This window comes from Youhaiella tibetensis (assembly GCF_008000755.1).
Taxonomy (GTDB): Bacteria; Pseudomonadota; Alphaproteobacteria; order Rhizobiales; family Devosiaceae; genus Paradevosia; species Paradevosia tibetensis.
Genome location: NZ_CP041690.1, coordinates 1242806 through 1264584, shown reverse-complemented (window position 1 = coordinate 1264584; position 21779 = coordinate 1242806). Strand labels below are relative to the sequence as shown.

Sequence of the window (21779 nt, the reverse complement as noted above, 5' to 3'; positions counted from 1 at the left end):
GAGGTGATCATGAGGATTTTGCTGGCTGGAACCAGCCACTGGCACGCGCAGATGCACCTGGATGCAGCCCGGCACGCGGGCGCTGACGACATTCGAGCATGGGACCTCGATGCCGCGCATGGCCGAGAGTTCGCGGAACGCTTCGGCCTCGTCGCAGAAGGGGATTTCGACGCGGCGATTGCGGACGCCGACCTCGTCGTGCTGATGGGCCATCCCGACACCGTGCCAGGTTTGGCGCGGCGCGTGATCGAGGCCGGCACTCCCATGATCCTCGAGAAGCCTGCCGCCCCTTCCACGAAGATGCTGGCGCCGCTTGCGAAACTGGCCCGCTCCAGGGGCGCCTTCGTCGGCGTCCCACTGCCCAACCGGTTTGGCCCGGCGGTGGCCGAATTCGCACGCCTCAGGCAGGCCGGACGCAGCGGCAAGCTCGCGCATGCCTCCTTCCGCCTCGTCAACGGCCCGCCGCAGCGCTATCGCGACGATGCGGTCGGCTGGCTGCTGGATCCGTCAATTGGCGGTGGCGGCGCGTTGCGCAATCTGGGAATCCACGGCATCGACGCCGCCCTGTCCCTCGCCGATGGGCCGCTGACGATCGTTTCGAGCAGCATCGGCAAGCTCATTCACGCAGCGGAGCGCGTCGAAGATCACGCGCTCGTCGTTCTTACCGACGCGGCGGGCACTCTCTTCACGGTCGAGGCCGGCTACACCTACGCCTCGATGGCGCCGGGCGGCGATTTCGAGTGGCGGCTGGTCAGCGCCAATTCCACGCTCGTGGATCGCGGCGATTCTGCGTTCTGTGCCACCCTGGATGATGGCGAGCGCCGCGTTCTGACTCCTGAGCATACCTCCACCCGCTACCGGCTCTTCACCGCAGATACCCTGCGGCGGCTGTCCGAGGGACGCGACCCGGCAATTTCTCTCGATGACTATCTGGCTGCCATGCAGCTCATCGATTCCGCATACGAAAAGGCAGGACTATGACTGGCATTGGAATTATCGGCGCGGGCCATTTCGGCGCGGTGCATGCAAGGGCGATCGCACAGGTCGAGGGCCTGGAGATCGTTGCCGTCTGCCGCGAGGACGCCGAGGCGGCGGCCGCGTTCGCCGCCGAGCATGGTGGCAGGGTCTATGTGAACTGGCGCGATTTGCTGGCTGATCCGAGGGTCGATGCCGTCGTCATCGCCACGCCGCACCACCTGCACCGCGACGTTGCCATCGGCGCAGCCGAAGCGGGCAAGCACATCCTGCTCGAAAAACCCATGGCGCCATCGCTGGCCGAGTGCGACGACATCAACGCGGCGGTTGCCAGGGCCGGTGTGCACCTGATGGTCGGCCACGTCATGCATTTCGCCCTGCCGTGCCTCAAGGCCAAGGAAATCATCGCCTCGGGCGCCATCGGCAAACCGCTGGTCGGTTCGAGCGCCATGGTCAAGTTCTGGATGGAAAGCAATCGCCGCCCCTGGCACCTGAGCAAGGCCGATGGCGGCGGCATGCTCATGACCGCCGGCATTCATTCGCTCGACCGTCTAGTCTGGCTGATGGGAAGCGACGTCGTCGGCGTCAACGCCCTCGCCGGAACCTTCTTCCATGACCAGGAAGCCGACGACACCGCCCTGATCGGCCTGCGCTTCGCCGACGGCGGCATCGGACAGGTTCGCAGCGTCGGCTATCGCGAAGGCGTATTCGACTATTCCATGGAACTCCAATGCGAGAACGGCGCCCTGCGGCTCGACTTCGACAGCGGCATCGCGCTGAGCAAAGGCGGAAAGTGGGTGGCCGTCCCCGATTCCATCGAGCCCGACTGGACCCATCGCGCCATCATCCGTGAGTGGCAGGCCCTGCTCGCCGCCATCCGCGGCGAAGCCCCCGTTCCCGTCAATGGCCAATACGCCCGCCATGTCGTGAGCATCATCGACGCCGTCTATCGCGCCAGCGACGAACGCAGGGAAGTCCACCCGCGCTAAGTTCCATACTCGTGAGGCACCGAGCGCACGCGCGGCGCAGAAGCTGGCGGCCGTGGCGGGAAAACCTGAACTGGCGCTGGCCGTCGGACGCCTCGCGACCGACCACCAGGAAGCGCGTCAGTCTGGCGAAACGCCAACAGTTGCCTCCAGCACGCTCCGGGCAATGACCTCGTGGCCGAGATCGTTGGGGTGGGTGATGTCGGGTGAGGCCAGTGTGCCGTCGCGATGGGTTGCCATCCGTTCGTAGACCGGAGCGTAGAAGCATCGGAACTCGTGCGCCAATACCTCGACCGCGTGTACATACTCTTCGAAACCGGCCCGGCTTTGGCCCGTGAAGCCGGTGCTGCCGTGGTAGAGGCCCATGGTCGGGATGAAGGGCGGGCTGCCAATGCAGATGTCGCCGGGGACGTAGCCCGCCTCCAGCAGCGCTGCGACCATCTCGTGGTATTGGCGACTGAAGGCCTCGACGTTGAAGGCATCGGGCGCCGCCGTGTATCGCGCGTCGTTGTAGCCGTAGAGGATCACGATGGCGTCGGCGCGCGCTTCGATCAGCGCGGCGCCATAGCGCGAGAAGCCGTTGCCCGGTCGGGGCAGCCCGTCGGCCATGGGAGAGCTTTGGAGCGTGGAACCGGAGATACCGGCGTTCCTCAACTCCCTGACGGCCAACTCGGCAGCGACAAGCCCTGCCCAGCTCCTTTGCGGCACGGTGGCACCCACGCCCACGGTGATGGAATCCCCGAACACCACCAGCGAACGCTTCCCCGCTGCTCGAAACCAATCCCCGAATTGCATGCCGACCCGCTGTTGACTCATGTCCCGCAATGTTGCTAATACGCATTAGCTGCTAATACGCATTAGCAGTCAAGGAGGAGATTTCCGGTGGTCAAGGCAGGGCGATTGACGCAGCGCGACATCGCGCGGCTGGCGGGCGTGAGCCAGGCCACCGTGTCGCTCGTCCTCAATGACGCCAAGGCCGCAGAGGGCCGCATCCCCGAGGAAACCCGCGAGCGGGTGCAAAAGGCCATCAAGGAGACCGGATACGTCGCCGACCCCATCGCGCGGCGCATGGCCAAGGGCCTCAACCGCATCCTGGGCGTCTTCACCTATGAGCCGGCCTTCCCCAGTGCTCAGGCCGACTTCTTCCTGCCGTTCCTCCTCGGCATCGAGGAGACCGCGCAGCAGTCGCGGTACGACCTGCTGTTGCTGACGGGCGCCGGGGCCAGCAAGAAGCGCAAGATCTTCGACGAAAACAACCGGCTGCGCCTGGCGGACGGCTGCGTGATCCTCGGTCGCGATTTCGACCGAGCCGAGCTCAAGCAGCTCGTGAAGGGCGACTATCCTTTCGTGGCCGTCGGCCGACGCGAGGATGCCGGCGGGCCGGTGCCCTATGTCGGGGCGGACTACGCCTCGGCCACCGCGCGGCTCGTCGAGCTGGCGCGCACGAAGGGACACGGCCGCATCGCCTATGTCGGCCCGTCCAAGGGCCCGGAATCCTCCATCGATCGCTGGCGCGGGTTCAACGATGCCCTGCCCGGCGCCGATCTGGTGCTGCATATTCCGACCGTGGGCGGACCTGCCGCCGAGGTGCTGGCCCGCATCCGCGAGAGCGGCGCCACCGTGGCCTTCTTCACAGAACTTGCCGATGCCGTGGTGGTGGACGCCGCCGCCCGCTCGCAGAACCTGTCCGTTCCGGACGACCTCTCGATCGTCGTGCTCGGCAGCCATATCCGGCCGGCGCAGACCGGCACGCAGTTCACCACCTTTTCGGTCCCCCGCGAGGAGATGGCGCGCCGCGCCACCGCGATGCTTGTCGAGCGGATCGAGAACAACGGCGCGGGCGGGCAAGTGCTCCTGCCCTGCGAAACGGTCGAGGGCCAAACCCTCGGCGCCCCCTCTAACCGGAAGCGTTAAGTGAAAGAATATTCTGCAGACATCCTGATCGTGGGCGGTGGACTGGGCGGCATTGCGGCGGCCCTGGCAGCTCTGCGCAACGGCCGCACCGTCATCATGACGGAGGAGTTCGACTGGATCGGCGGCCAGCTCACCAGCCAGGCCGTGCCGCCCGACGAGCACTCCTGGGTCGAGCAGTTCGGCGTGACGCGGGGCTATCGCGCGCTGCGCAACGGCATCCGCCAGTACTACCGCGACCATTACCCGCTGACCGAGCGCTCGCGCGCCTGGGGCGATCTCAACCCCGGTGCCGGCCATGTCTCGCGCCTCTGCCACGAGCCGCGCGTGGGCCTTGCGGTGCTCGAAGCCATGCTCCTGCCTTATCGCGCCGGCGGCCGCCTCACGGTGCTCCAGCCCTATAAGCCGGTCAGCGCCGAAGTCGATGGCGACACCGTCCGCTCCGTTACGCTCAGGCATCGCGACAGCGGCGACAAGGTCGTGGCCACCGCGCCCTACATCATCGATGCCACCGAACTCGGCGACCTGCTGCCGATGACCGGCACCGAATATGTGAAGGGCTTCGAATCCCAGGCCGAAACGGGCGAGCCCAGCGCGCCGAGCGAAGCGCAGCCGGAGAACCAGCAGGCGGTTTCGATCTGCTTTGCGGTGGATCATGTCGATGGCAACCACGTCATCGACAAGCCGGACAATTACGACTTCTGGCGCGAATACCAGCCCGCCTTCTGGGGCGGCCCACTGCTCGGCTGGAATTCGCCCCATCCGCGCACGCTCGAAATCGTCACGCGCTCGTTCACGCCCAATCCAGACGACGATCCGCTCTCCGTCGACGCCGACCAGCGCCGCAACCCCGGCGACGGGAACCTGTGGACCTTCCGCCGCATCGCCGCGCGCCGCAATTTCCTGCCCGGCGCCTATGAGTCCGACATCTGCCTCGTCAACTGGCCGATGATCGACTATTTCGAGGCGCCGATCATCGATGTGTCAGAAGACGAATACGCCAGGCGCATCAAGGCTGCGGCCGATCTTTCCTACTCGGTGTTCTACTGGATGCAGACCGAGGCGCCGCGCACCGATGGCGGCATCGGCTTCCCCGGCCTGCGCCTGCGCGGCGATGTCACCGGCACCAACCACGGCCTGGCCATGGCGCCCTATATCCGCGAGAGCCGCCGCATCCGCGCCGTCACCACGGTCGTCGAGCAGGACCTCTCGCTCGCCGTCCGCGGCGATCGCGGCGCGGTCAACTACCGCGACTCGATCGGGGTGGGCATGTACCGCATCGACCTGCATCCCTCGACGGGTGGCGACAACTATGTCGACGTAGGCTCGTGCCCGTTCGAAATCCCGCTGGGCGCCCTGCTCCCGCGGCGCATGAAGAACCTGCTGCCCGCCGGCAAGAACATCGGCACCACGCACATCACCAATGGCAGCTACCGGCTGCATCCGGTCGAATGGAACGTGGGCGAGGTCGCCGGCCTCCTGGCCGCGCATTGCCTCGAGAACCGTCTCACTCCGCACTCAGTCCAGGCCGACGATGGCCTGCTCGGCGACTTCCAGGCGCGCCTCTACCACGAGGGTGTCGAGATTCGCTGGCCGGATGTGCGGGGCTACTAAAAACCAAAAGGAGGAACGTCAAAAAATGAGTCAAATTCTATCGATTCGGAGGGCCGCCGCGCTTGCCGGCATCGCGCTCCCGCTGCTGGCGACCAGCGTGTTCGCCCAGGATGCGGTCAACCTGCGCATGACGCTGTGGACCGCCAACGAGGCCCATCTCAAGCTCTTCAACGAGATTGCGGACGCCTACAAGGCCAACCACCCCAACGTCACGGTGACCTTCGACTCCCTGCCCTTCGACGGCTACACCACCACGCTCACCACCCAGATCGCTGGCGGCAACGCGCCCGACCTCGCCTGGATCCTCGAGACCACGGCCGGTGACTTCGTGAACTCGGGCGCGCTCTCGCCGCTCAAGGCCACGTTCGAGGCCACCGAGGGCTACGACCTCGCCGACGTGACGCAGAGTTCGCTCAAGCTGTGGAGCACGGATGGCGAGATCTACGCCTATCCGTTCTCGACCTCGCCGTTCGGCATGTTCGTCAACAACGACGTCATCAAGGCCGCCGGCCAGAAGACGCCGGCCGAGATGATCGCTGCCGGGGAGTGGAACTGGCAGAACGCCATGGCCGTCAACGCGGCAGTCGCCGCCTCGGGCAAGCAGGGCCTCATCGTCCGCGACTTCGACTACAAGGTCTGGGACAACCTGGCTTCCATCTGGAACGGCTGGGGCGCCTCGCCCTGGAGCGCGGACGGCAAGACCTGCACCATGACCGAGCAGCCGATGGTCGACGCGATGACCTTCATCCACGACGCCATCTTCAAGCAGAAGGCCATTCCCGGTCCGGGCGTCAGCGCCGACTTCTTCGCCGGCGACGCCGCCATGACCATCACCCAGATCAGCCGCGCTTCGCTGCTGCCCAAGGAGAACCCGTTCTCCTGGGATCTGGTCCCGCTCCCCGCCGGCCCTGCCGGTGAGTATGCGGTGATCGGCCAGGCCGGTATCGGCGTCTTTGCGAACAGCAAGAACCCGAAGGAAGCCGCCGATTTCCTCGCCTTCTTCACCAATCCCGAGAACAGCGCCAAGCTCGCCCAGTTCTTCCCGCCGGCACGCGCTTCGCTGCTGAACGCGGAAGTGCTCGGCAAGGCCAATCCGCTGCTCACGCCCGAGCAGATCGAGGCCGTCGTGGTCAAGGGCATCTCCACCGGCGTCGTGAAGCCGGGCCATGCCGGGTTCGCCGAAATCCAGCAGACCGCCCGCGCCGCGCTCGACGCTCTGTGGGTGGCCGACGCCGACGTACCGGCTGTGCTGCAGTCGGTCTGCGACCGCATCCAGCCTCTGCTGGCCCAGTAAGGACCGAACCAATGGCCGTCGCCACGCAACAGACACCGGATCGGGCGCGCAAGCGCCCCTTCTGGACCATCGAGCGCCGCGACGGCCTCGCCGGTTATCTCTTCATCGCGCCCCAGCTCATCGGCATCATCGTCTTCGTCCTGATCCCGCTGGGCCTCGTCTTCTGGTATTCGCTCCACGAATGGAACGTGCTCGCGGGCACCTTCAAGTTCCAGGGCGACGCCAATTACCGCAAGCTGCTCGCCGACCCGGCGATCCCCGAAGTGCTCGGCGCGACCGCGATCTTCTCGGTGGGCCTGGTCATCCTCAACATGAGCCTGGCGCTGCTGCTGGCCGTGCTGGTCAACCAGAAGCTCAAGGGCATCGTGGTCTTCCGCACGCTCTATTTCTCGCCCGTCGTCGTCTCGCTCGTCGCCTGGACCATCGTCTGGAGCTTCCTGCTGCAGGCCAATGGCGGCATCAACGGGTTGCTCGGCATGATCGGGATCGAGGGTCCCAACTGGCTGCGCCACCCGACCACCGCGATGATCTCGGTCATCGTCGTGCAGGTGTTCAAGAATGTCGGCCTCAACATGGTGCTGTTCCTCGCCGCCCTCCAGGGCGTGCCCAAGGAGCTCTATGAGGCCGCGCGCGTCGATGGCGCCTCGCGCTTCAAGCAGTTCCGCCGCATCACCTTGCCGCTCATCAGCCCGACCATCATGCTGACCTCGATCATCACCATCGTCGGCTCGCTCCAGGTCTTCGCCCAGATCGCCGTGCTGACCCAGGGTGGCCCGGGCATGTCGACGACGGTGCTCGTCTATTACCTCTACCAGCAGGCCTTTCAGTTCCACCGCTTCGGCTACGGCGCCACCATCTCGATCCTGCTGTTCGTGATCGTCGCCATCCTCACCTTCGCCCAGTGGCAGATGCGCCGGAGGATCGTGTTCTATGAAAACTGAGTTCTCCCCCCGCGCCAAGGTCGCGATCTACGGGCTGCTCTGCGTGCTCGCCATTCCCTTCGTCTTTCCGACCTGGTGGATGGTGACCTCGTCGGTGAAACCCATCGACCAGATCTTCGCCTTCCCGCCGGACCTCATCCCGCGCTCCTACGATTTTTCGACCTATGCTCAGGTCTTCAAGCTGCAGCCCTTCGCGCAGCAATACTGGAACTCGGCCTATATCGCGGCGATCGTCACCATCGGCACGATGATCGTGTCCTCGATGGCCGGCTACGCCTTTGCGCGCATCAAGTTCCCCGGCGCCAACCTAATCTTCATGGTGGTGCTGCTGGGGCTGCTCATCCCCTCGGAAGTCACGATCGTTCCGCTGTTCCAGATGTTCCTCAAGTGGGGGATGATCAACACGCACTGGCCGCTGATCCTCGTGCCGATCTTCGGCGCGCCGAGCGTCTTCGCTACCTTCGTCATGCGCCAGTTCTTCATCTCGCTGCCCGGCGAGTTGGAGGAGGCCGCGCGCGTCGATGGCCTGGGGCGGTTCAAGATCTTCTGGACCATCGCCCTGCCCCTCGCCCGCCCGGCCCTGGCGGCGGTGGCAATCTTCACCTTCCTCCACTCCTGGAACCTCTATCTCGAGCCCATCGTGTTCCTGACGAGCCCCGAGCGTTTCACGCTCCCGCAGGCGCTGACCCAATATGTCGACGTCTACCAGGGCCCGATGTGGAACATCCAGCTCGCCGCGGCGACCCTCACCGCCATCCCGGTTCTCATCGTGTTCATCTTCGCGCAGCGTCAGTTCATCGAAGGCCTCGCGCACACTGGTCTTAAAGGTTAGCCCATGGCCCCCGTTACCCTTCGCAACATCAAGAAGAGCTACGGCAACGCCCATGTCATCCATGGTGTCGACCTCGACATCGCCGAGGGCGAGTTCGTGGTGCTGGTCGGTCCCTCCGGCTGCGGCAAGTCCACGCTTCTGCGCATGATCGCGGGGCTCGAACCCATCACCTCCGGCGAACTGGAAATCGGCGACCGCGTGGTCAACGACCTCGAGCCCAAGGACCGGGACATCGCCATGGTGTTCCAGAACTACGCGCTCTACCCGCACATGACGGTCGAAAAGAACATGGGCTTCTCGCTCGAGCATCGCGGTGCGAGCAAGGCCGAGATAGCGGAACGCGTGAACTGGGCTGCCGACATCCTTGGCCTCAAACCCTTGCTGCAGCGCCGTCCCGGCCAGCTTTCCGGCGGCCAGCGCCAGCGCGTGGCCATGGGCCGCGCCATCGTGCGCAACCCGCAGGTCTTCCTCTTCGACGAACCGCTCTCCAACCTCGACGCCAAGCTGCGCGTGGTCATGCGCGGCGAGATCAAGGGGCTCCACCAGCGCCTCAAGACCACCACCGTCTACGTCACGCACGACCAGGTCGAGGCCATGACCATGGCAGACAAGATCGTGGTGATGAACGCCGGCAAGGTCGAACAGATCGGCGCGCCGCTAGAACTCTTCGATCGTCCGGCCAACCTGTTCGTGGCCGGGTTCATCGGTTCGCCCGCCATGAACCTGATCCCCGGCAAGGTCAGTGCGGGCGCGTTCGTGGATCAGGCCGGCAACAGCGTCCCCCTTGCGGACGGGCCGAAGGCCGATGACGGAAAGCCGGTCATCCTGGGCATCCGGCCGGAGCATTTCGAGATCGCGGAAAGTGGCGGCTTTGCCGCAGACGTGACGCTTGTCGAGCCAATGGGTTCGGACACCCAGGTCACCTTCTCGGTTGGTGGCAATGAGCTGATCGCCCTCTTCCACCATCGCATCGCCGCCAGGCCGGGTGATCGTCTGGTCCTCCGCCCGGTGGCCGGCCAGGTCCATCTCTTCGACCCCCAAACCACACTGCGGATCGACTAGCGCGCAAGTACGAGCGCACATGGCGCCCGCATCGCGGCAGTCAGGGGCGGTCGCGCGTCACCCTATCGCGGCAGCCTGTCCGGTGCGGCGGAAGTCGGCGCCGGCGACAAGGTCGCTGCCGTCGCGCCAGCACATCTGGAACGAGCCCTGGTTCCAGTCCCAGCCGGGCATGGGCGCCAGCGAGATCCCAAGAGCCGTCAGGTCGAGCACGGTCCCTGCCGCAAGGCGGCTCTCGATCGAGAGTGTGTAGTCGTCGCCGATCGGAAGCATGCGCGGGGCGTCGGAAGCGGCCTGCGGCGTCATGCCGAAATCGAGGATATTGACCAGCATCTGGGCGACGGTGGCGTAGACGTTTCCCGGCGTGCCGAGGGCCAGCCAGGGGGCGCCATCCTTCATGACGAAGGTATTCCCCAGGATGTTGCGCATGCGCGCGCCCGGCACCCGCCAATTGGCGAAATGGGCGCTCATCGAACTCTGCTCGTGCGAGCCCATCATGAAGACGCCATCCACCGCCATGCCGGGAATGCCGCCGGACTGGATGGTGTTCATCATCTGCACCCAGTTGCCGTTCGCATCGACAATGGAGATTTCGCAGGAGCCGACCGGCGCCTTGCTGCGCGCGCTGTTCCAGCCCGATGCGTGGAAGGCGGCGTTGCCATGGGTCAGGCGGACGTGCTCGGTCAGGTCGACCCGCGAGCGCCCCGCCTCGATGAGGCGCGCGAGCGAACGATGATAATCGGGATCCATCATCACGTCGGCCGCGGCGCCGAAGTAGAGCGGATCGTGGAGGAAGCCGGCGGCCTGGTCTCCGAGACGGAGGGCGTGCGCCATGGAGAAGACGTGGTCGGCGCCGAACGGCTGCATTCCGGCGACGCCGAGCGCATCCATGACGCCCAGGACCAGGGCGCAATAGGCCCCCTGCCGCTCCGGCGGGGAAAGCGCGACGATCTCGTGCCCGCGATGGTTGAACCGCAGCGGCTCCTGCCAGCGCGGGGGATTGGCGGTCATATGGTCCTGGCGCACCGGCCAGCCCAGGGCGTTGCCGGCGGCGATGAAGGCCTTCGCCCAGCCACCGGTGGTGAAATAGGCGGGCCCCTCCTCCGCCAGCAGGCGAAGGGTGCGCGCGAGTTCGGGATTGCGCACGACCTGGCCAACGGGCGTCAGGTAGCCTTCCGGCATGAAGACGCTTCTGCCGGATTCGAAATAGCTGATGAACGGAGCGGCGAAGACGTTGACGCCGTATTCGAACGACGAGACGGGATGGCCCTGTTCGGCCCAATGGACGGCGGGCGCGCATAGTTCGGCCCAGGGCCTGCTGCCGAAGCGCTCGTGCAGGGCGCCGAGGCCCGGCATGAAGCCGGGAATGGCGGCCTGCGGACCCGGCGCGCCCTCGCGCGCCCATCCGCCGACGCCGTTGATGGGACGAAACGGCGGCAGGTCGGGCGCCAGCGTGCCGAGGGCGTTCAGCTGGTGGGATGTCCCGGTGCCGGCATCGAAATAGAGGCAGGACACCATCCCGGCATGGCTGGTGAGGTGCGGCTCTACCGCCGCCTGCACCAGCGCTCCGGCGATTGCGGCATCGGCGGCGTTGCCGCCCGACGCGAGGACACTCATCACGGTCTCGGTGACGACGGGATTTCCCGTGCTGGCAACCGCCCTGCCCCGCGCGAGCGGCTTGGGGCCCTGGTCGACGATATAGCGCGAGAGGTCGCTCACGGGGTCAGTCCTTGGGCTCGAGGGCGTCGCGCAGGCCGTCGCCGAGGAAATTGACCGAGAGCACGGTAAGCAGGATGCACAGGCCCGGCGGAATGGCGAGCCAGGGCGCGACCGACAGCCAGGAACTGGCGCTGTTGAGCAGGTTGCCCCAGGTCGGCACCGGCGGCTGGATGCCGAAGCCGAGGAAGGAAAGCGCCGATTCCAGCATGATGGCGCTGCCCACCGCCAGGGTGGCGGCGACGGTGATCGGGCCGATGGCGTTGGGCAGGATGTGCCGGAACATGAGGCGCGCGCCGCCCGCTCCCAGCGCCCGCGCCGCCTCGACGAATTCGCGTTCGCGCAGGGTGAGGAATTGCGAGCGCACGAGACGCGCGGTGCCCATCCAGATGAGAATGCCCACGATTGCCACGAGAAGCGGCGGGCTCGGGCGGAAGAGCCCGGACAGGAGCAGCACGAGCGGCAGCGTGGGAATGCAGAGGATGACGTCGGTGAACCGCATCAGGAGCGTGTCGGTCCAGCCCCGGTAAAAACCGGCCAGCGCGCCCACCAGGGTGCCGAGGACCGTCGAGACGATGGCGCCGGCAAGACCCACGGCCAGCGAAATCCGTCCACCATGGATCAACCGGGTCAAGGCGTCGCGCCCGAGTTCGTCGGTACCGAGCCAATGGGCCGAGGTCATCGGGCCGGGAGAGCCGATGAGGGTGAAATCCTGCGCATCGAATGCATAGGGCGAAACGAACGGCCCGATGAGCACGATCAGTCCCATGACGAGCAGGAACACGAGCCCCGCGACCGCCGGCTTGTGCTTGAGGAAGCGGCGCAATGCCCGCCGCCCGTAACTCTGGGGCGGCGCGACGGTTGCGGGGGTAAGCGAGAGATCAGCCATAGCGAATCCGCGGGTCCAGCGCCGCGTAAGCAATGTCGGCGATAATATTGGCAAGGATGATGCCAACGGAGCCCATCATCATCAGGCCCATCAGCATCGGATAGTCGCGTCCGTCCATGCTCTCCATGAAGAGGCGCCCGATCCCGGGCCAGGCAAAGACGGTTTCCGTGATGACGGCGCCGGAAATGACGGTGCCGAAATCCACCGCGATGACGGTCACGGCCGGTATCATGGCGTTGCGCAGCGCATGAAACAGCAGGACGCCGCGTTCGCCGCGCCCCTTGGCGTAGGCGGTGCGGATGTAGTCCTGGTTGAGGACGTCGACCATGCCGGAGCGGATGAACCGGCTCCATGAGGCGATGGTGGCGAGCGAGAGCACCGCGGCAGGCATGAGGATGTGCGCGACGCGATCGGGGAATGACCCGTCGCCGATGGATTGGTAGCCGGCCGAAGGCAGCCAGCCGAGCTGGACTGAAAACAGCAGCTGCAGCAACAGCGCCAACCAGAACACGGGCACCGATATGCCGGCGAAGGAGGCGAGCGTGAGAGTGTTGTCGAGCGGGGTGCCGCGACGCGACGCGCTCAGAACGCCGAGGGGGATGGCAATGCAAAGGGAAAGCAGGAGCGCCAGGCCGCCGAGCTGCAGGGTCGGTCCGAGGCGCAGCGCGATCTCGGTCAGGACCGGCCTGCCGGTGCGGATCGAATAACCCCAGTCTCCAACGACCATGGCCTTGAGCCAGAGGAAATACTGCACGGGCACGGGCTGATCCAGACCATAGGCCTGCGCGATCTGGTCGAGCGCCTCCTGGCTTACGGCCGGATTGTCCGTGTACATGTCGAGGGGGCCACCTGGAGCCAGGTGGATGATCGCGAACAGGATGAGCGAGATACCCAGGAGCAGAGGGATCGCTCCACCGAGCCGGCGCAGGATAAAACCGAAACTCATGATGCCTCGCGGTCCAGTACTGCTTCCGGCGCAGGGCGCCGGAAGCAGAAGAGCATGGAAATCAGCACTATTCGAGATACCAGGGGCTGGAGTTGACGAAGTTCGTCATGTTGGTCGGGTTCGGGACGAAGTTCTTCAGCTTCTCGGTCTTGGCGATCAGGGCCACGTTGGTGGTCAGGGAGATGGTGGGCAGGTCCTCGGCCAGGATCTTCTGGAACTCGGCCGCAGCCTCCTTGCGCACGGCCGGATCGAGAGTGTTCTCGAACTTGCCGAATGCCGCGTCAAGCGCCGGGTTGGAGTAGGACTGGCCGTTGTTGGCGCCACCGGTGCCCCAGAACACCGAGTAGACCGGGTCGGCCGAGGTGATCCAGCGACCGTAGATCAGGTCGTAACCGCCCTTGTAGCGGGCCTCGCGATAAGCGACGCCGGTCTTGTTGTCGGCGGTAGCCTCGATGCCGATGGCCTTGAGCTGGGCGATGATGACCTGCTGGGCAAGTTCGTCATCGGCACGGCCGGCCTGCACCATGAAGGTATAGGAGAGCCGCTCGCCGTCCTTCTCGCGGATGCCGTCGCCACCGGGCTTGTAGCCGGCGTCGTCGAGCAGCTTCTTGGCGGCTTCGACGTCATAGGCGGTTTCGGGCGTGTTCGGGTCGTAGAAGTCGAACACCGGCACGACCGGGGACTTGATGGCCTCAGGGAAGCCGCCTTGCGCCTTGATCAGGATGGAGCGATCGATCGCGGACGCGATGGCCTTGCGGACATTGATGTCGGCGAGCGAAGGACGCTTGAAGTTGAAGTCCAGGTGCTGCCAGGACAGCAGCGGCCCCTTGACCAGCTCGATGCCGTCGATCCCCTCGACCTGGGCGGCCTGGTTGTAGGGGGTCTGAACGACGAGCTGCACTTCACCGGACTTGAGCTGGGTGATGAGCGTGTTGGTGTCCGGGATCATCTTGAAGATGATGCCGTCCAGGTAGGGCAGCTGATCGCCGTTGTCGGCCTTGCGCCAATAGTCCTCGAAGCGCTCGGTCACCACATACTGGCCACGAACGAATTCGGTGACCTTGAAGGGACCGGTGCCGACCGGAGTCTCGTTGTAGGACGAGGTGTTCAGATCGGTACCTTCGAGCAGGTGCTTGGGCATGATGCCGAAGGTAAAGAGCGTGGAGGCGAAGGTCGGCAGGATGGTGTTGTAGTTCACCACGACCGTCAGGTCGTCCGGAGTGTCGATGCTCTCGACCTCGGACGAGCCATCCTTGGACTCGGCGATGAAGGCCGGATCCTTGACCGCTTCCCAGGTGTACTTGACGTCGGCGGAGGTGAAGGGCGCGCCGTCGTGCCACTTGACGCCCGGGCGCAGCTTGTAGGTGATCTTCATGGTCTTGCCGTCCTCGGAGACGACGATGCCGCCGTTCTCGAGGGTGGGCACTTCGGTGGCGAGGACCGGCACGTACTTGGCGTGCTCGTCGGGCGCCAGCAGCCCTTCGACCACCGCGGCCTGGGCGTCACCCAGGAAGCCGGTGGAATAGACGTTCATGGTGTCGATTTCATAGGTGAGACCGACAGTCAGCTTGCCGCCCTTCTGCTGGGCGAAGGCCGGGAAGGCCCCCATCACCGCAAAAGCAGCCGAACCGGCGAGCATTCCCTGCAGCACGCTGCGACGAGTTGGTTTGAAAGTCATGTGTTCCTACCTTTTGCCCTTTGTTGTTTCCCTCAGCCGGGTTGTCCCCGGTCTGTAGTTCAGTAGCCGGCGGTCCGATCAACGAGATGAGGGATCGCCTCACCGCGCTCGAACCGACGGATGTTCTCGGCCATTTCCTTGACCGCCACATGGGCGTGCGTCGGGGCCGCCACGTGCGGAGACACGCGGATTTTCAGATGCCGCCAGAACGGGTCATCTGCGGGCAGCGGCTCGACGCGGAAGACGTCGAGCGCGGCGCCGCTCAGCTGCCCTGAATCCAGCGCGGCAAGCAGGTCGGCGTCCACAACGTGCGCCCCACGCGCGCCATTGATGAAGAACGCGCCCTGGTTGAGCGCCGCGAACACGGAGGCATCAATGATGCCGGCGGTCTCGGCGGTCAGCGGCAGCAGGTTGACCAGGATGTCGCTGCCCGCGACGGCCTCGAGCAGCTGCTCCCTGCCGGCAAAAGTCGCAGCGCCGGGGATATCGTGGCGGGTGCGCGACCAGACCCGGGTGTCAAAGCCGAAGCGGACGAAATGCTCGGCAACAGGACGCCCGAGCGCGCCCGCGCCCAGCACCGCCACGCGGCGCTCGTTCGCCAGCTTTTCGGCCCGTGGCGTCCACTCGGCGCGCTTCTGGACCTCGGCGTAGTCGAAGAGGTTGCGATGCCAGGCCAGGGCCTGGGCCAGCACCCACTCGGCCATGCCCAGCGCCAGTCCCTCGTCGACCAGCCGCACGATCGGGAGCCCATCGGGGACCTCGCCACTGGCCAGCAGGTGCTCGACCCCGGCATTGAGGCTAAGGACGAGCTCGATGCCGGGAACGGCGGCGATCACTCCGGGCGCGGGCCTTCCGACCACGATGTACTGCACCGCCGGATCGTCCGGACCGGGCTGGGTGGTGAGGACGTCGTAGCCGGGCAGTTCCCGGCGGAAAAGCTCCGCCAGATGCTCAGGGTTGCCGCGCGAGGAGATGAATATTCGTTTCATGGCTATCAGGATGAATGGGTCGGATCGGATCATGCAACGCCCGAAAATCTTCGTTTTCCATGCATCGCAACTCATGGAAACCGGGGCGCATGGATGACATGGGGGTCATGCGGCTCCGCGCGCCGGGCTCAGGTCGAGCTCGTTGGCGCGGATGCAGGCGACCTGGTGCTGGTCGCCAACGCCCTCGAGCGGCGGCACGACCTCGGCACAGGCCGGGATGGCGAAGGGGCAGCGTGTGCGGAACACGCAACCGCTGGGCGGGGAGATCGGGCTGGGCAGGTCGCCCTTGAGCGTGATGCGCTCGCGCCTGACGGTCGGATCGGGCACCGGGGCGGCATCGAGAAGCGCGCGCGTATAGGGGTGCCGGGGCGATGCATAGAGGTCGGCGGCGGTGGCGACCTCCATGATCTTGCCGAGGTAGAGCACGATGACGCGGTCACACAGGAACTCGATCACCGACAGATCGTGGCCGATGAAGAGCAGCGACAATCCAAGCTGCCGGCGCAGGTCCTGCAGGAGATTGATGATCTGGGCCTGGATGGAGACGTCGAGCGCCGAAACCGGCTCGTCCGCAACTATGAAGTCGGGGCTGACGGCAAGGGCGCGGGCGATGCCGATGCGCTGGCGTTGCCCGCCGGAAAACTCATGCGGGAAACGCGACGCCGCCTGCGCGGGCAGGCCGACCTGCTCGAGAAGGGCAGCCACCCGCGCGCCGCGATCCTGGCGGGTGCCGATGCCGTGGAGCATGAGGGCCTCGCCGATGATCTGGCCGACGCTCATCCTCGGATTGAGGCTGGCATAGGGATCCTGGAAAATGATCTGCATGCGCGAGCGCAGGGCCTTCATCTCGCGCGGCGGGAGACCGGTGATGTCGCGACCGTCCATGGCGACGGTGCCGGCGGTCGGCTCGATCAGCCGCAGAACGGAACGGCCCAGCGTGGTCTTGCCCGACCCCGATTCCCCGACGAGGCCAACGACCTCGCCCCGCCCGACGGTAAACGACACGCCATCGACGGCCTTGACGTCGACACCGCGGTTGAAAAGCGTCTTGCCCAGCGGAAAGTGAACTTTTAGGTCGTTCACGACCAGAAGCGGCTCAACCATTCAGTTCGCTCCATTGGAAGCAGCGGGATTGGTGACCTGGGCCCACCTCGAAGAGGGGAGGCACCTCGGCCCGGCAATTGGCGACGGCCAGCGCGCAACGCGGGTTGAAATCGCAGCCGGCCGGCGGGTTGCGCGGGTCGACGACGCTGCCCGGAATTGCCTTGAGCCGAGGCGTCTCGCCGCGGGCGCGGGCTGCATGATCGGCGGTCGGCAGGCTTTCCAGCAGGCCACGGGTATAGGGGTGCCGGGGTGCCGCGAAGAGCTGGTTGACCGGAGCCGTCTCGACGATGCGGCCCCCATACATCACCGCGACCCTGTCGGCGATCTCGGCCACGACGCCCAGGTTGTGGGTGATGAAAAGGATGCCCATGCCCAGTTCGCGCTGCAGGCGGCGCATGAGCTCGAGAATCTGCAGCTGCACAGTCACGTCGAGCGCGGTGGTGGGCTCGTCGGCAATGAGCAGCGCCGGATTGCAGGCTAGCGCCATGGCGATCATGACCCGCTGGCGCATGCCGCCGGACATCTGGTGCGGATAGACCTCGGCGCGACGGGCCGGCTCGGGGATTTCCACGAGGGCCAGCATCTCGATGGCGCGCGCCTTTGCCTGGGCCCGCGTGAGGCCCTGGTGCAGGCGAGCCGCCTCGGCGATCTGCGCGCCGACCTTCTGGGTCGGATTGAGCGAGGTCATCGGCTCCTGGAAGATCATCGAGATCTGGTTGCCGCGAATGGCGCGCATGGCGTCCTCGGACTGCGCAGCGAGATCGATGATCGCGCCGCTGCGGTCACGGAAGAGGATCTGCCCGCCGGTTATCGCCCCGACGCCCTTGGGGATGAGGCGCATTACCGAAAGGCTGGTCACGGACTTGCCAGAGCCGCTCTCGCCCACCAGGGCCACGGTCTCGCCCTGCCCGATGGCAAGGTCGACGCCCTTGACGGCGCGGACCAGGCCAGTCTCCGTGCGGAACTCGGTGACGAGCCCCTTGATGTCCAGCAGCGGTGCCGTGCTTTGCTCGATCATGGGTTGAGTTGCCCTGCCCGGTCCATTTCCTCGGCGATCCATGCCAGCGGCACGTGGCCGTAGCTGAGGAGCGCGTCGTGGAAAGATTGCGTGTCGGACTTCCAGCGGCCGCGCAGCGCCTTGATGCCTTCCACGCCCAGCCAATACATCAGGCGCGATCCGGGCATCATGGAATTGCGCACGACCTCCCCCTCGACGCGCGAGGGCGCAAAGCCGGCTTCGTCGCGATAGAAGGCTGCCGCCTGTTCCTGCGTCCAGCGCCCCAGATGGAGGTTGATGTCGACCAGAACGCTCGCCGCGTTGCGCCGCTCATATTGCTTGAGCAGGATTTCCTCCTCGGGCGAATAGAAGCCCGGGGCTTCCATGAGGAGGTCCTCCACGTAGCAGGCCCAGCCTTCGATGAGGGTGCCGGCCCCGAGGAAGGCGAGGCCCAGGGCACAATCGGTGCCGGCGATCCGCGCCAGCCGCGAGTGCGCGACGCGGGCCCGCGCGTTCTGGGTGTGATGCCCCACGCCGCCATGATGGACGGAGTGGATGGTCTTTACCGTCGCCGTATTGTTGGCGGCAAGGAATGCGGCTTCGTCGTCGCCCGGCGGTGTGACCCAGTAGACGCTCCCCTGCCCGGCATCGAGGCCCGGCGGGGAACGGTAGAAGAGGAAATAGAGCGACTGGCTGATCCGGCGGAAACAAGGGCTCATCCAGCGATAGTCGAGCCCGTACTCCACCGCCGGCGTCACCAGGCCCGGTGCGGCGGCGCGGGCTTCCATGTCGATGGCGCGATAGGAGGCGAAGGCCTCCTCGACGGTCCGCGGACCGATCTTGCCGAGACCGGCGACGATGTCCTGCCAGGAGCGGTTCCCGTCGATGGCGCTCGCCATCGCGACGAGCTCCTCGCCCATGCGGTCGAACGCCGACCGTGCCTGCTCCACCGCCTCCGTGGGAGAAAGCGCGAGGCCGTGCTGGCGCTTCATGATCAGCGCCAGATACTCTTCGCCACAGGCCGGATCAGCGTCGGGAAGGCCCTCGATGGCTGCGGCAAAGCGCTCGAAAGCGGCAGCGGCGCCGCTTCGGGCATTGTCCCAGTCGGGCGTATATTCGTCGTGCAGCGCGATGTCCTCGCGCAGGAATACCGCCATGGCCTGGGCTTCGCGGCGGGCGCGCCGCATCCAGCCGGCGGGGGTCGGTGTGCCGGCCAGGGCCGCAGCGCCGTCGGCCAGGAATGCCGGAATTGCGGAAAGACGGGCGCGCAGCGCGTCGTGCCGGACCGGAGCGGTCTGGGGAAGGAGCAGCGAAATTATCGAAAACGCAGCCTCGCCCGAGAGCCAAGCCGGATTGGCCAGTCGCGGGCGTGCCGCGATCGCGGCCGCCTGCACCTCGAGTTCGGCCAGCATCATGCGGCGGTCGAGCCGATCGCCGAGAGCGGGCGGTTCAGGCGTCGCGGCAATGCGGGCGTGGAGCACCCGGTTGCCGTCCAGCTCCTCCGCCAGCACGCCAGGGCCGACCGGAGGCAGGCGATGGTCATGGTCGCGATTGCCCATGAAGGTCGCATCCACGGGCCGATAGCGCCAATGGTGCTCCAGGAAGTCGTCTACCAGGGCCGGATCGTAGCCGCTCATGCGCCAACGCCCGGCAGATCGACCCAACGGCGCTCGAAATGCGCCTTTATGATCGCGTCGACGATTTCCTGGCTCTTGGCGCCATCGAAGAACGTGCATTCCTGCGGGCGGTCCTCGAGGATCTCATCGACGAAATGGCGGACGAGATTGCGATAATAGAGTTCGGGCCAGGGCGTATTGAGCGTGGTGCCGGGCGGCAGCGCTTCGGCGCCGACGTCATAGGGGATGAACTCGACGGCTTCGGCCTTGGCGATCTTGAGGGTTTCGGCGGTGCCGAATTCCGAGATCAGGCGGGCGACGGCGGCGCCCTTCGAGCCATAGACGCGGATCTCGACGCCCGGATAATTGCCGACGGCGACGTAGGAGGTCTGCAGCAGGCCCTGCGCGCCGCTGGCATATTCGACCAGCGCCACCGCGCCGTCCTCGACCTTGATCTTCTGAAGACCGACTTCACCGCGCACGATGCGCTCGGGAATGAAGTTCTTCATGGTCGAGGCGACCGAGCCGAACTCGCCGCCCAGCCAGCGCATCAGATCGATGAGGTGCGAGCCGTAGCCGACGATCGAGGCCGGAATCAGGGAGTTGCGGTCGACGCCCGGGGTGATCTGGCGCAGCGGCTCCTGCGGATCGAGCCATTGCGAATTCTGCTCGAAGCCGTGGATGTGAAAGATTTCGCCGAGCGTGCCGTCATCGATCCACTTCTTGATCTGCCGGATGGCCGGCGAATAGCGGAAGGTGAAGCCGAGCTTGGTACGGACGCCCTTGGCGTCGGCCCTGGCGGCTGCGTCGAAAGCCGGCGCCGCTTCCGTGTGCAGCGGCTTTTCCGAGAGCACGTGCTTGCCGGCCGCAATGGCGGCCAGGCTCAGCGGCAGGTGGGTGTGGGTCGGGGTGCAGACGTCCACCATCTGCACGTCGGGATCGGCGATGAGTTTCTCGGGGTCGGTGAAGACCTTCCTTGCTCCATACTTTTCGCCCATGGCCCTGGCGCGGTCGGCATCCAGGTCGCAGACGGCGATCAGGTCGACGCGCTCATGCGCCTTGTAGCCGGGGAGATGCGCCTTGTCGGCCCAGGTGTGTGCGCCGATAAGTCCGACGCCGAGTTTGCTGGTGGTTGAAGCGCTCATGGCAGGGTCTTTCCGATCTCCGCCGCATAGGCTTCGAGTTCATCATAATTATGGAAGCCGAGTTCGCGCTTGCCGTCCTCGATCTCGTAGATCATGCCGACCATCTTCTCGTTGAGACGGGTATCGGCGCCGGCCTTCTTGCCGAACTCGATGAGCTTGCCGGCAAAGGCGCGGGTCTCGGAGGGGCGCTTGCGATAGACGATGTCCCACCAGATGCCCGAGCCCTTTTTCTTGAAGTTGTGGGTCGGCTTGTTGTCCTGGTCCTTCTTGAGGAGCCAGATGGCGTGGTCGATATTGGCGAGGAGCTTCTTGGTGTCCTCGGCGGTCTTCACGCGGTAATTGGCGGGATCGAAGAAATCGAAAGCCTGGATGTCGATGTTGTTGGCGTCGGCGATCTCGAGCGCTTCCTTGACGATGGCGCCGGCGAGGCGGGCGTAGCGCTCCACGCCGAGCGTATCGCGGATCTTGGCGTCGGCGAGGGCCGAGAACACCACTTGCGCCGAATAGACTTCCTTGGCCCAGATCTGGCCCCAGATGCGATCCGAATATTGAACCTCGGTGAGCGCCGAGAGCGCGTCGCCGATTTCCTTGAGGCGCGGGGTCATCTCGCCGCTCATTTCGCCGAGCTGGATCGGGCCCTCGTGAACGAATTCGATATAGCCCGGGTCCACCAGCGCGCCGCCGTAATTGGGGATCGAGCCGATGATGATGTCCTTGCCCGGAAGGCCGTGCTCGTCGAGCAGCGCGATCATGTCGGGCTCGTTGAAGCCGTTCTGGTAGGAGACGACCGCGCTTTGCGGCGTGAGCAGCGGCACGATCTGCTTGAGGGCTTCGAGGGTGTGCTGGGACTTGGTGGCGATGAGGACGACGCCGAGATCGCCCGACAATTGGTCGGGCGTGGCCGCCTTGACCTTGACGTTCAGGTCGCCCCGAACGCCGTCTATGGTCATGCCCTTTTCGTTGAGGGCATCGACATGTTCTTTCCAGCGATCGACCAGGAGCACATCGTGGCCGGCCTTGGTCATGTAGGCGCCGGCAAGACCGCCGATGGCGCCGGCACCGATAATGGTGAATTTCATGGGTGGGC

Annotated in this window: 19 protein-coding genes; 8 read left to right on the top strand and 11 right to left on the bottom strand. The window is 65.7% G+C overall.

What is annotated here, in order from left to right:
* The first annotated feature begins 9 nt into the window (after positions 1 to 9).
* Positions 10 to 981 carry a Gfo/Idh/MocA family protein gene (locus tag FNA67_RS06155; protein WP_147655416.1) on the top strand — a complete coding sequence of 324 codons (972 nt, stop codon included), beginning with the start codon at positions 10 to 12 and terminating at the stop codon, positions 979 to 981.
* The gene (locus FNA67_RS06150) at positions 978 to 1964 is read left to right on the top strand and encodes a Gfo/Idh/MocA family protein (RefSeq protein ID WP_147655415.1); all 987 of its coding nucleotides are present in this window, start codon (positions 978 to 980) and stop codon (positions 1962 to 1964) included. The genes FNA67_RS06155 and FNA67_RS06150 overlap by 4 nt, the downstream gene beginning before the upstream one ends.
* A 117-nt stretch (positions 1965 to 2081) precedes the next feature.
* On the opposite strand, the gene FNA67_RS06145 is transcribed toward FNA67_RS06150, so the two are convergent.
* On the bottom strand, positions 2082 to 2777 hold the full coding sequence (locus FNA67_RS06145; protein WP_244616488.1) for an SGNH/GDSL hydrolase family protein: 696 nt from the start codon (positions 2775 to 2777) through the stop codon (positions 2082 to 2084).
* A gap of 66 nt (positions 2778 to 2843) precedes the next feature.
* On the opposite strand from FNA67_RS06145, the gene FNA67_RS06140 reads away from it, so the two are divergent.
* From FNA67_RS06140 to FNA67_RS06115, 6 genes are read left to right on the top strand one after another with little or no spacing between them, the layout of a single operon-like run.
* Entirely contained in the window at positions 2844 to 3875 is a 1032-nt protein-coding gene (locus tag FNA67_RS06140) for a LacI family DNA-binding transcriptional regulator (protein ID WP_147655414.1), read from the top strand.
* Positions 3876 to 5486, top strand: a complete 1611-nt coding sequence (locus tag FNA67_RS06135; RefSeq protein WP_147655413.1) for an FAD-dependent oxidoreductase — start codon at positions 3876 to 3878, stop codon at positions 5484 to 5486. It abuts the gene before it with no gap.
* A gap of 25 nt (positions 5487 to 5511) precedes the next feature.
* Positions 5512 to 6780, top strand: coding sequence for an ABC transporter substrate-binding protein (locus tag FNA67_RS06130; protein ID WP_049704367.1), 1269 nt, complete (start codon positions 5512 to 5514; stop codon positions 6778 to 6780).
* Between the two features lie 11 nt (positions 6781 to 6791).
* Entirely contained in the window at positions 6792 to 7721 is a 930-nt protein-coding gene (locus FNA67_RS06125; protein WP_049704366.1) for a carbohydrate ABC transporter permease, read from the top strand.
* Positions 7711 to 8553 (top strand): carbohydrate ABC transporter permease, encoded by an 843-nt coding sequence (locus FNA67_RS06120; protein ID WP_147655412.1) that lies wholly within the window; start codon positions 7711 to 7713, stop codon positions 8551 to 8553. The genes FNA67_RS06125 and FNA67_RS06120 overlap by 11 nt, the downstream gene beginning before the upstream one ends.
* Before the next feature lie 3 nt (positions 8554 to 8556).
* Positions 8557 to 9615, top strand: a complete 1059-nt coding sequence (locus FNA67_RS06115; RefSeq protein WP_147655411.1) for an ABC transporter ATP-binding protein — start codon at positions 8557 to 8559, stop codon at positions 9613 to 9615.
* A 57-nt stretch (positions 9616 to 9672) separates the two neighbouring features.
* Here FNA67_RS06115 and FNA67_RS06110 read toward each other — a convergent pair whose 3' ends face one another.
* The 10 genes from FNA67_RS06110 to FNA67_RS06065 form a co-directional block, all read right to left on the bottom strand.
* Positions 9673 to 11331 (bottom strand): gamma-glutamyltransferase, encoded by a 1659-nt coding sequence (locus FNA67_RS06110; RefSeq protein ID WP_210246443.1) that lies wholly within the window; start codon positions 11329 to 11331, stop codon positions 9673 to 9675.
* Positions 11332 to 11335: 4 nt separating this feature from the next.
* Entirely contained in the window at positions 11336 to 12217 is an 882-nt protein-coding gene (locus FNA67_RS06105; RefSeq protein ID WP_147655410.1) for an ABC transporter permease, read from the bottom strand.
* Complete coding sequence (locus FNA67_RS06100) at positions 12210 to 13163, bottom strand: ABC transporter permease (protein WP_147655409.1); 954 nt, start codon at positions 13161 to 13163, stop codon at positions 12210 to 12212. Before FNA67_RS06100 ends, FNA67_RS06105 begins: the two co-directional genes overlap by 8 nt.
* 67 nt (positions 13164 to 13230) lie before the next feature.
* Complete coding sequence (locus tag FNA67_RS06095; RefSeq protein ID WP_049704360.1) at positions 13231 to 14841, bottom strand: ABC transporter substrate-binding protein; 1611 nt, start codon at positions 14839 to 14841, stop codon at positions 13231 to 13233.
* Between the two features lie 59 nt (positions 14842 to 14900).
* On the bottom strand, positions 14901 to 15830 hold the full coding sequence (locus tag FNA67_RS06090) for a 2-hydroxyacid dehydrogenase (protein ID WP_170267232.1): 930 nt from the start codon (positions 15828 to 15830) through the stop codon (positions 14901 to 14903).
* 105 nt (positions 15831 to 15935) lie between these two features.
* Positions 15936 to 16934, bottom strand: coding sequence for an ABC transporter ATP-binding protein (locus tag FNA67_RS06085; RefSeq protein WP_147655407.1), 999 nt, complete (start codon positions 16932 to 16934; stop codon positions 15936 to 15938).
* Positions 16927 to 17952, bottom strand: a complete 1026-nt coding sequence (locus FNA67_RS06080; protein WP_147655406.1) for an ABC transporter ATP-binding protein — start codon at positions 17950 to 17952, stop codon at positions 16927 to 16929. Before FNA67_RS06080 ends, FNA67_RS06085 begins: the two co-directional genes overlap by 8 nt.
* The gene (locus tag FNA67_RS06075) at positions 17949 to 19568 is read right to left on the bottom strand and encodes a DUF885 family protein (RefSeq protein ID WP_147655405.1); all 1620 of its coding nucleotides are present in this window, start codon (positions 19566 to 19568) and stop codon (positions 17949 to 17951) included. Before FNA67_RS06075 ends, FNA67_RS06080 begins: the two co-directional genes overlap by 4 nt.
* Positions 19565 to 20692: a Gfo/Idh/MocA family protein gene (locus tag FNA67_RS06070; protein WP_147655404.1), complete on the bottom strand. Its 1128-nt coding sequence runs from the start codon at positions 20690 to 20692 to the stop codon at positions 19565 to 19567. Before FNA67_RS06070 ends, FNA67_RS06075 begins: the two co-directional genes overlap by 4 nt.
* A complete protein-coding gene (locus FNA67_RS06065; RefSeq protein ID WP_147655403.1) occupies positions 20689 to 21771 on the bottom strand; it encodes a ketopantoate reductase family protein in 1083 nt (360 codons plus the stop codon). Before FNA67_RS06065 ends, FNA67_RS06070 begins: the two co-directional genes overlap by 4 nt.
* Between the last annotated feature and the right edge of the window lie 8 nt (positions 21772 to 21779).

What these genes read in the sequence shown, in the direction of transcription:
- FNA67_RS06155 (WP_147655416.1), top strand. Translation starts at nt 10, where the DNA reads ATGAGGATTTTGCTGGCTGGAACCAGCCACTGGCACGCGCAGATGCAC.
- FNA67_RS06150 (WP_147655415.1), top strand. Translation starts at nt 978, where the DNA reads ATGACTGGCATTGGAATTATCGGCGCGGGCCATTTCGGCGCGGTGCAT.
- FNA67_RS06145 (WP_244616488.1), bottom strand. Translation starts at nt 2,777, where the DNA reads ATGAGTCAACAGCGGGTCGGCATGCAATTCGGGGATTGGTTTCGAGCA.
- FNA67_RS06130 (WP_049704367.1), top strand. Translation starts at nt 5,512, where the DNA reads ATGAGTCAAATTCTATCGATTCGGAGGGCCGCCGCGCTTGCCGGCATC.
- FNA67_RS06125 (WP_049704366.1), top strand. Translation starts at nt 6,792, where the DNA reads ATGGCCGTCGCCACGCAACAGACACCGGATCGGGCGCGCAAGCGCCCC.
- FNA67_RS06120 (WP_147655412.1), top strand. Translation starts at nt 7,711, where the DNA reads ATGAAAACTGAGTTCTCCCCCCGCGCCAAGGTCGCGATCTACGGGCTG.
- FNA67_RS06115 (WP_147655411.1), top strand. Translation starts at nt 8,557, where the DNA reads ATGGCCCCCGTTACCCTTCGCAACATCAAGAAGAGCTACGGCAACGCC.
- FNA67_RS06105 (WP_147655410.1), bottom strand. Translation starts at nt 12,217, where the DNA reads ATGGCTGATCTCTCGCTTACCCCCGCAACCGTCGCGCCGCCCCAGAGT.
- FNA67_RS06100 (WP_147655409.1), bottom strand. Translation starts at nt 13,163, where the DNA reads ATGAGTTTCGGTTTTATCCTGCGCCGGCTCGGTGGAGCGATCCCTCTG.
- FNA67_RS06095 (WP_049704360.1), bottom strand. Translation starts at nt 14,841, where the DNA reads ATGACTTTCAAACCAACTCGTCGCAGCGTGCTGCAGGGAATGCTCGCC.
- FNA67_RS06090 (WP_170267232.1), bottom strand. Translation starts at nt 15,830, where the DNA reads ATGAAACGAATATTCATCTCCTCGCGCGGCAACCCTGAGCATCTGGCG.
- FNA67_RS06085 (WP_147655407.1), bottom strand. Translation starts at nt 16,934, where the DNA reads ATGGTTGAGCCGCTTCTGGTCGTGAACGACCTAAAAGTTCACTTTCCG.
- FNA67_RS06080 (WP_147655406.1), bottom strand. Translation starts at nt 17,952, where the DNA reads ATGATCGAGCAAAGCACGGCACCGCTGCTGGACATCAAGGGGCTCGTC.
- FNA67_RS06075 (WP_147655405.1), bottom strand. Translation starts at nt 19,568, where the DNA reads ATGAGCGGCTACGATCCGGCCCTGGTAGACGACTTCCTGGAGCACCAT.
- FNA67_RS06070 (WP_147655404.1), bottom strand. Translation starts at nt 20,692, where the DNA reads ATGAGCGCTTCAACCACCAGCAAACTCGGCGTCGGACTTATCGGCGCA.
- FNA67_RS06065 (WP_147655403.1), bottom strand. Translation starts at nt 21,771, where the DNA reads ATGAAATTCACCATTATCGGTGCCGGCGCCATCGGCGGTCTTGCCGGC.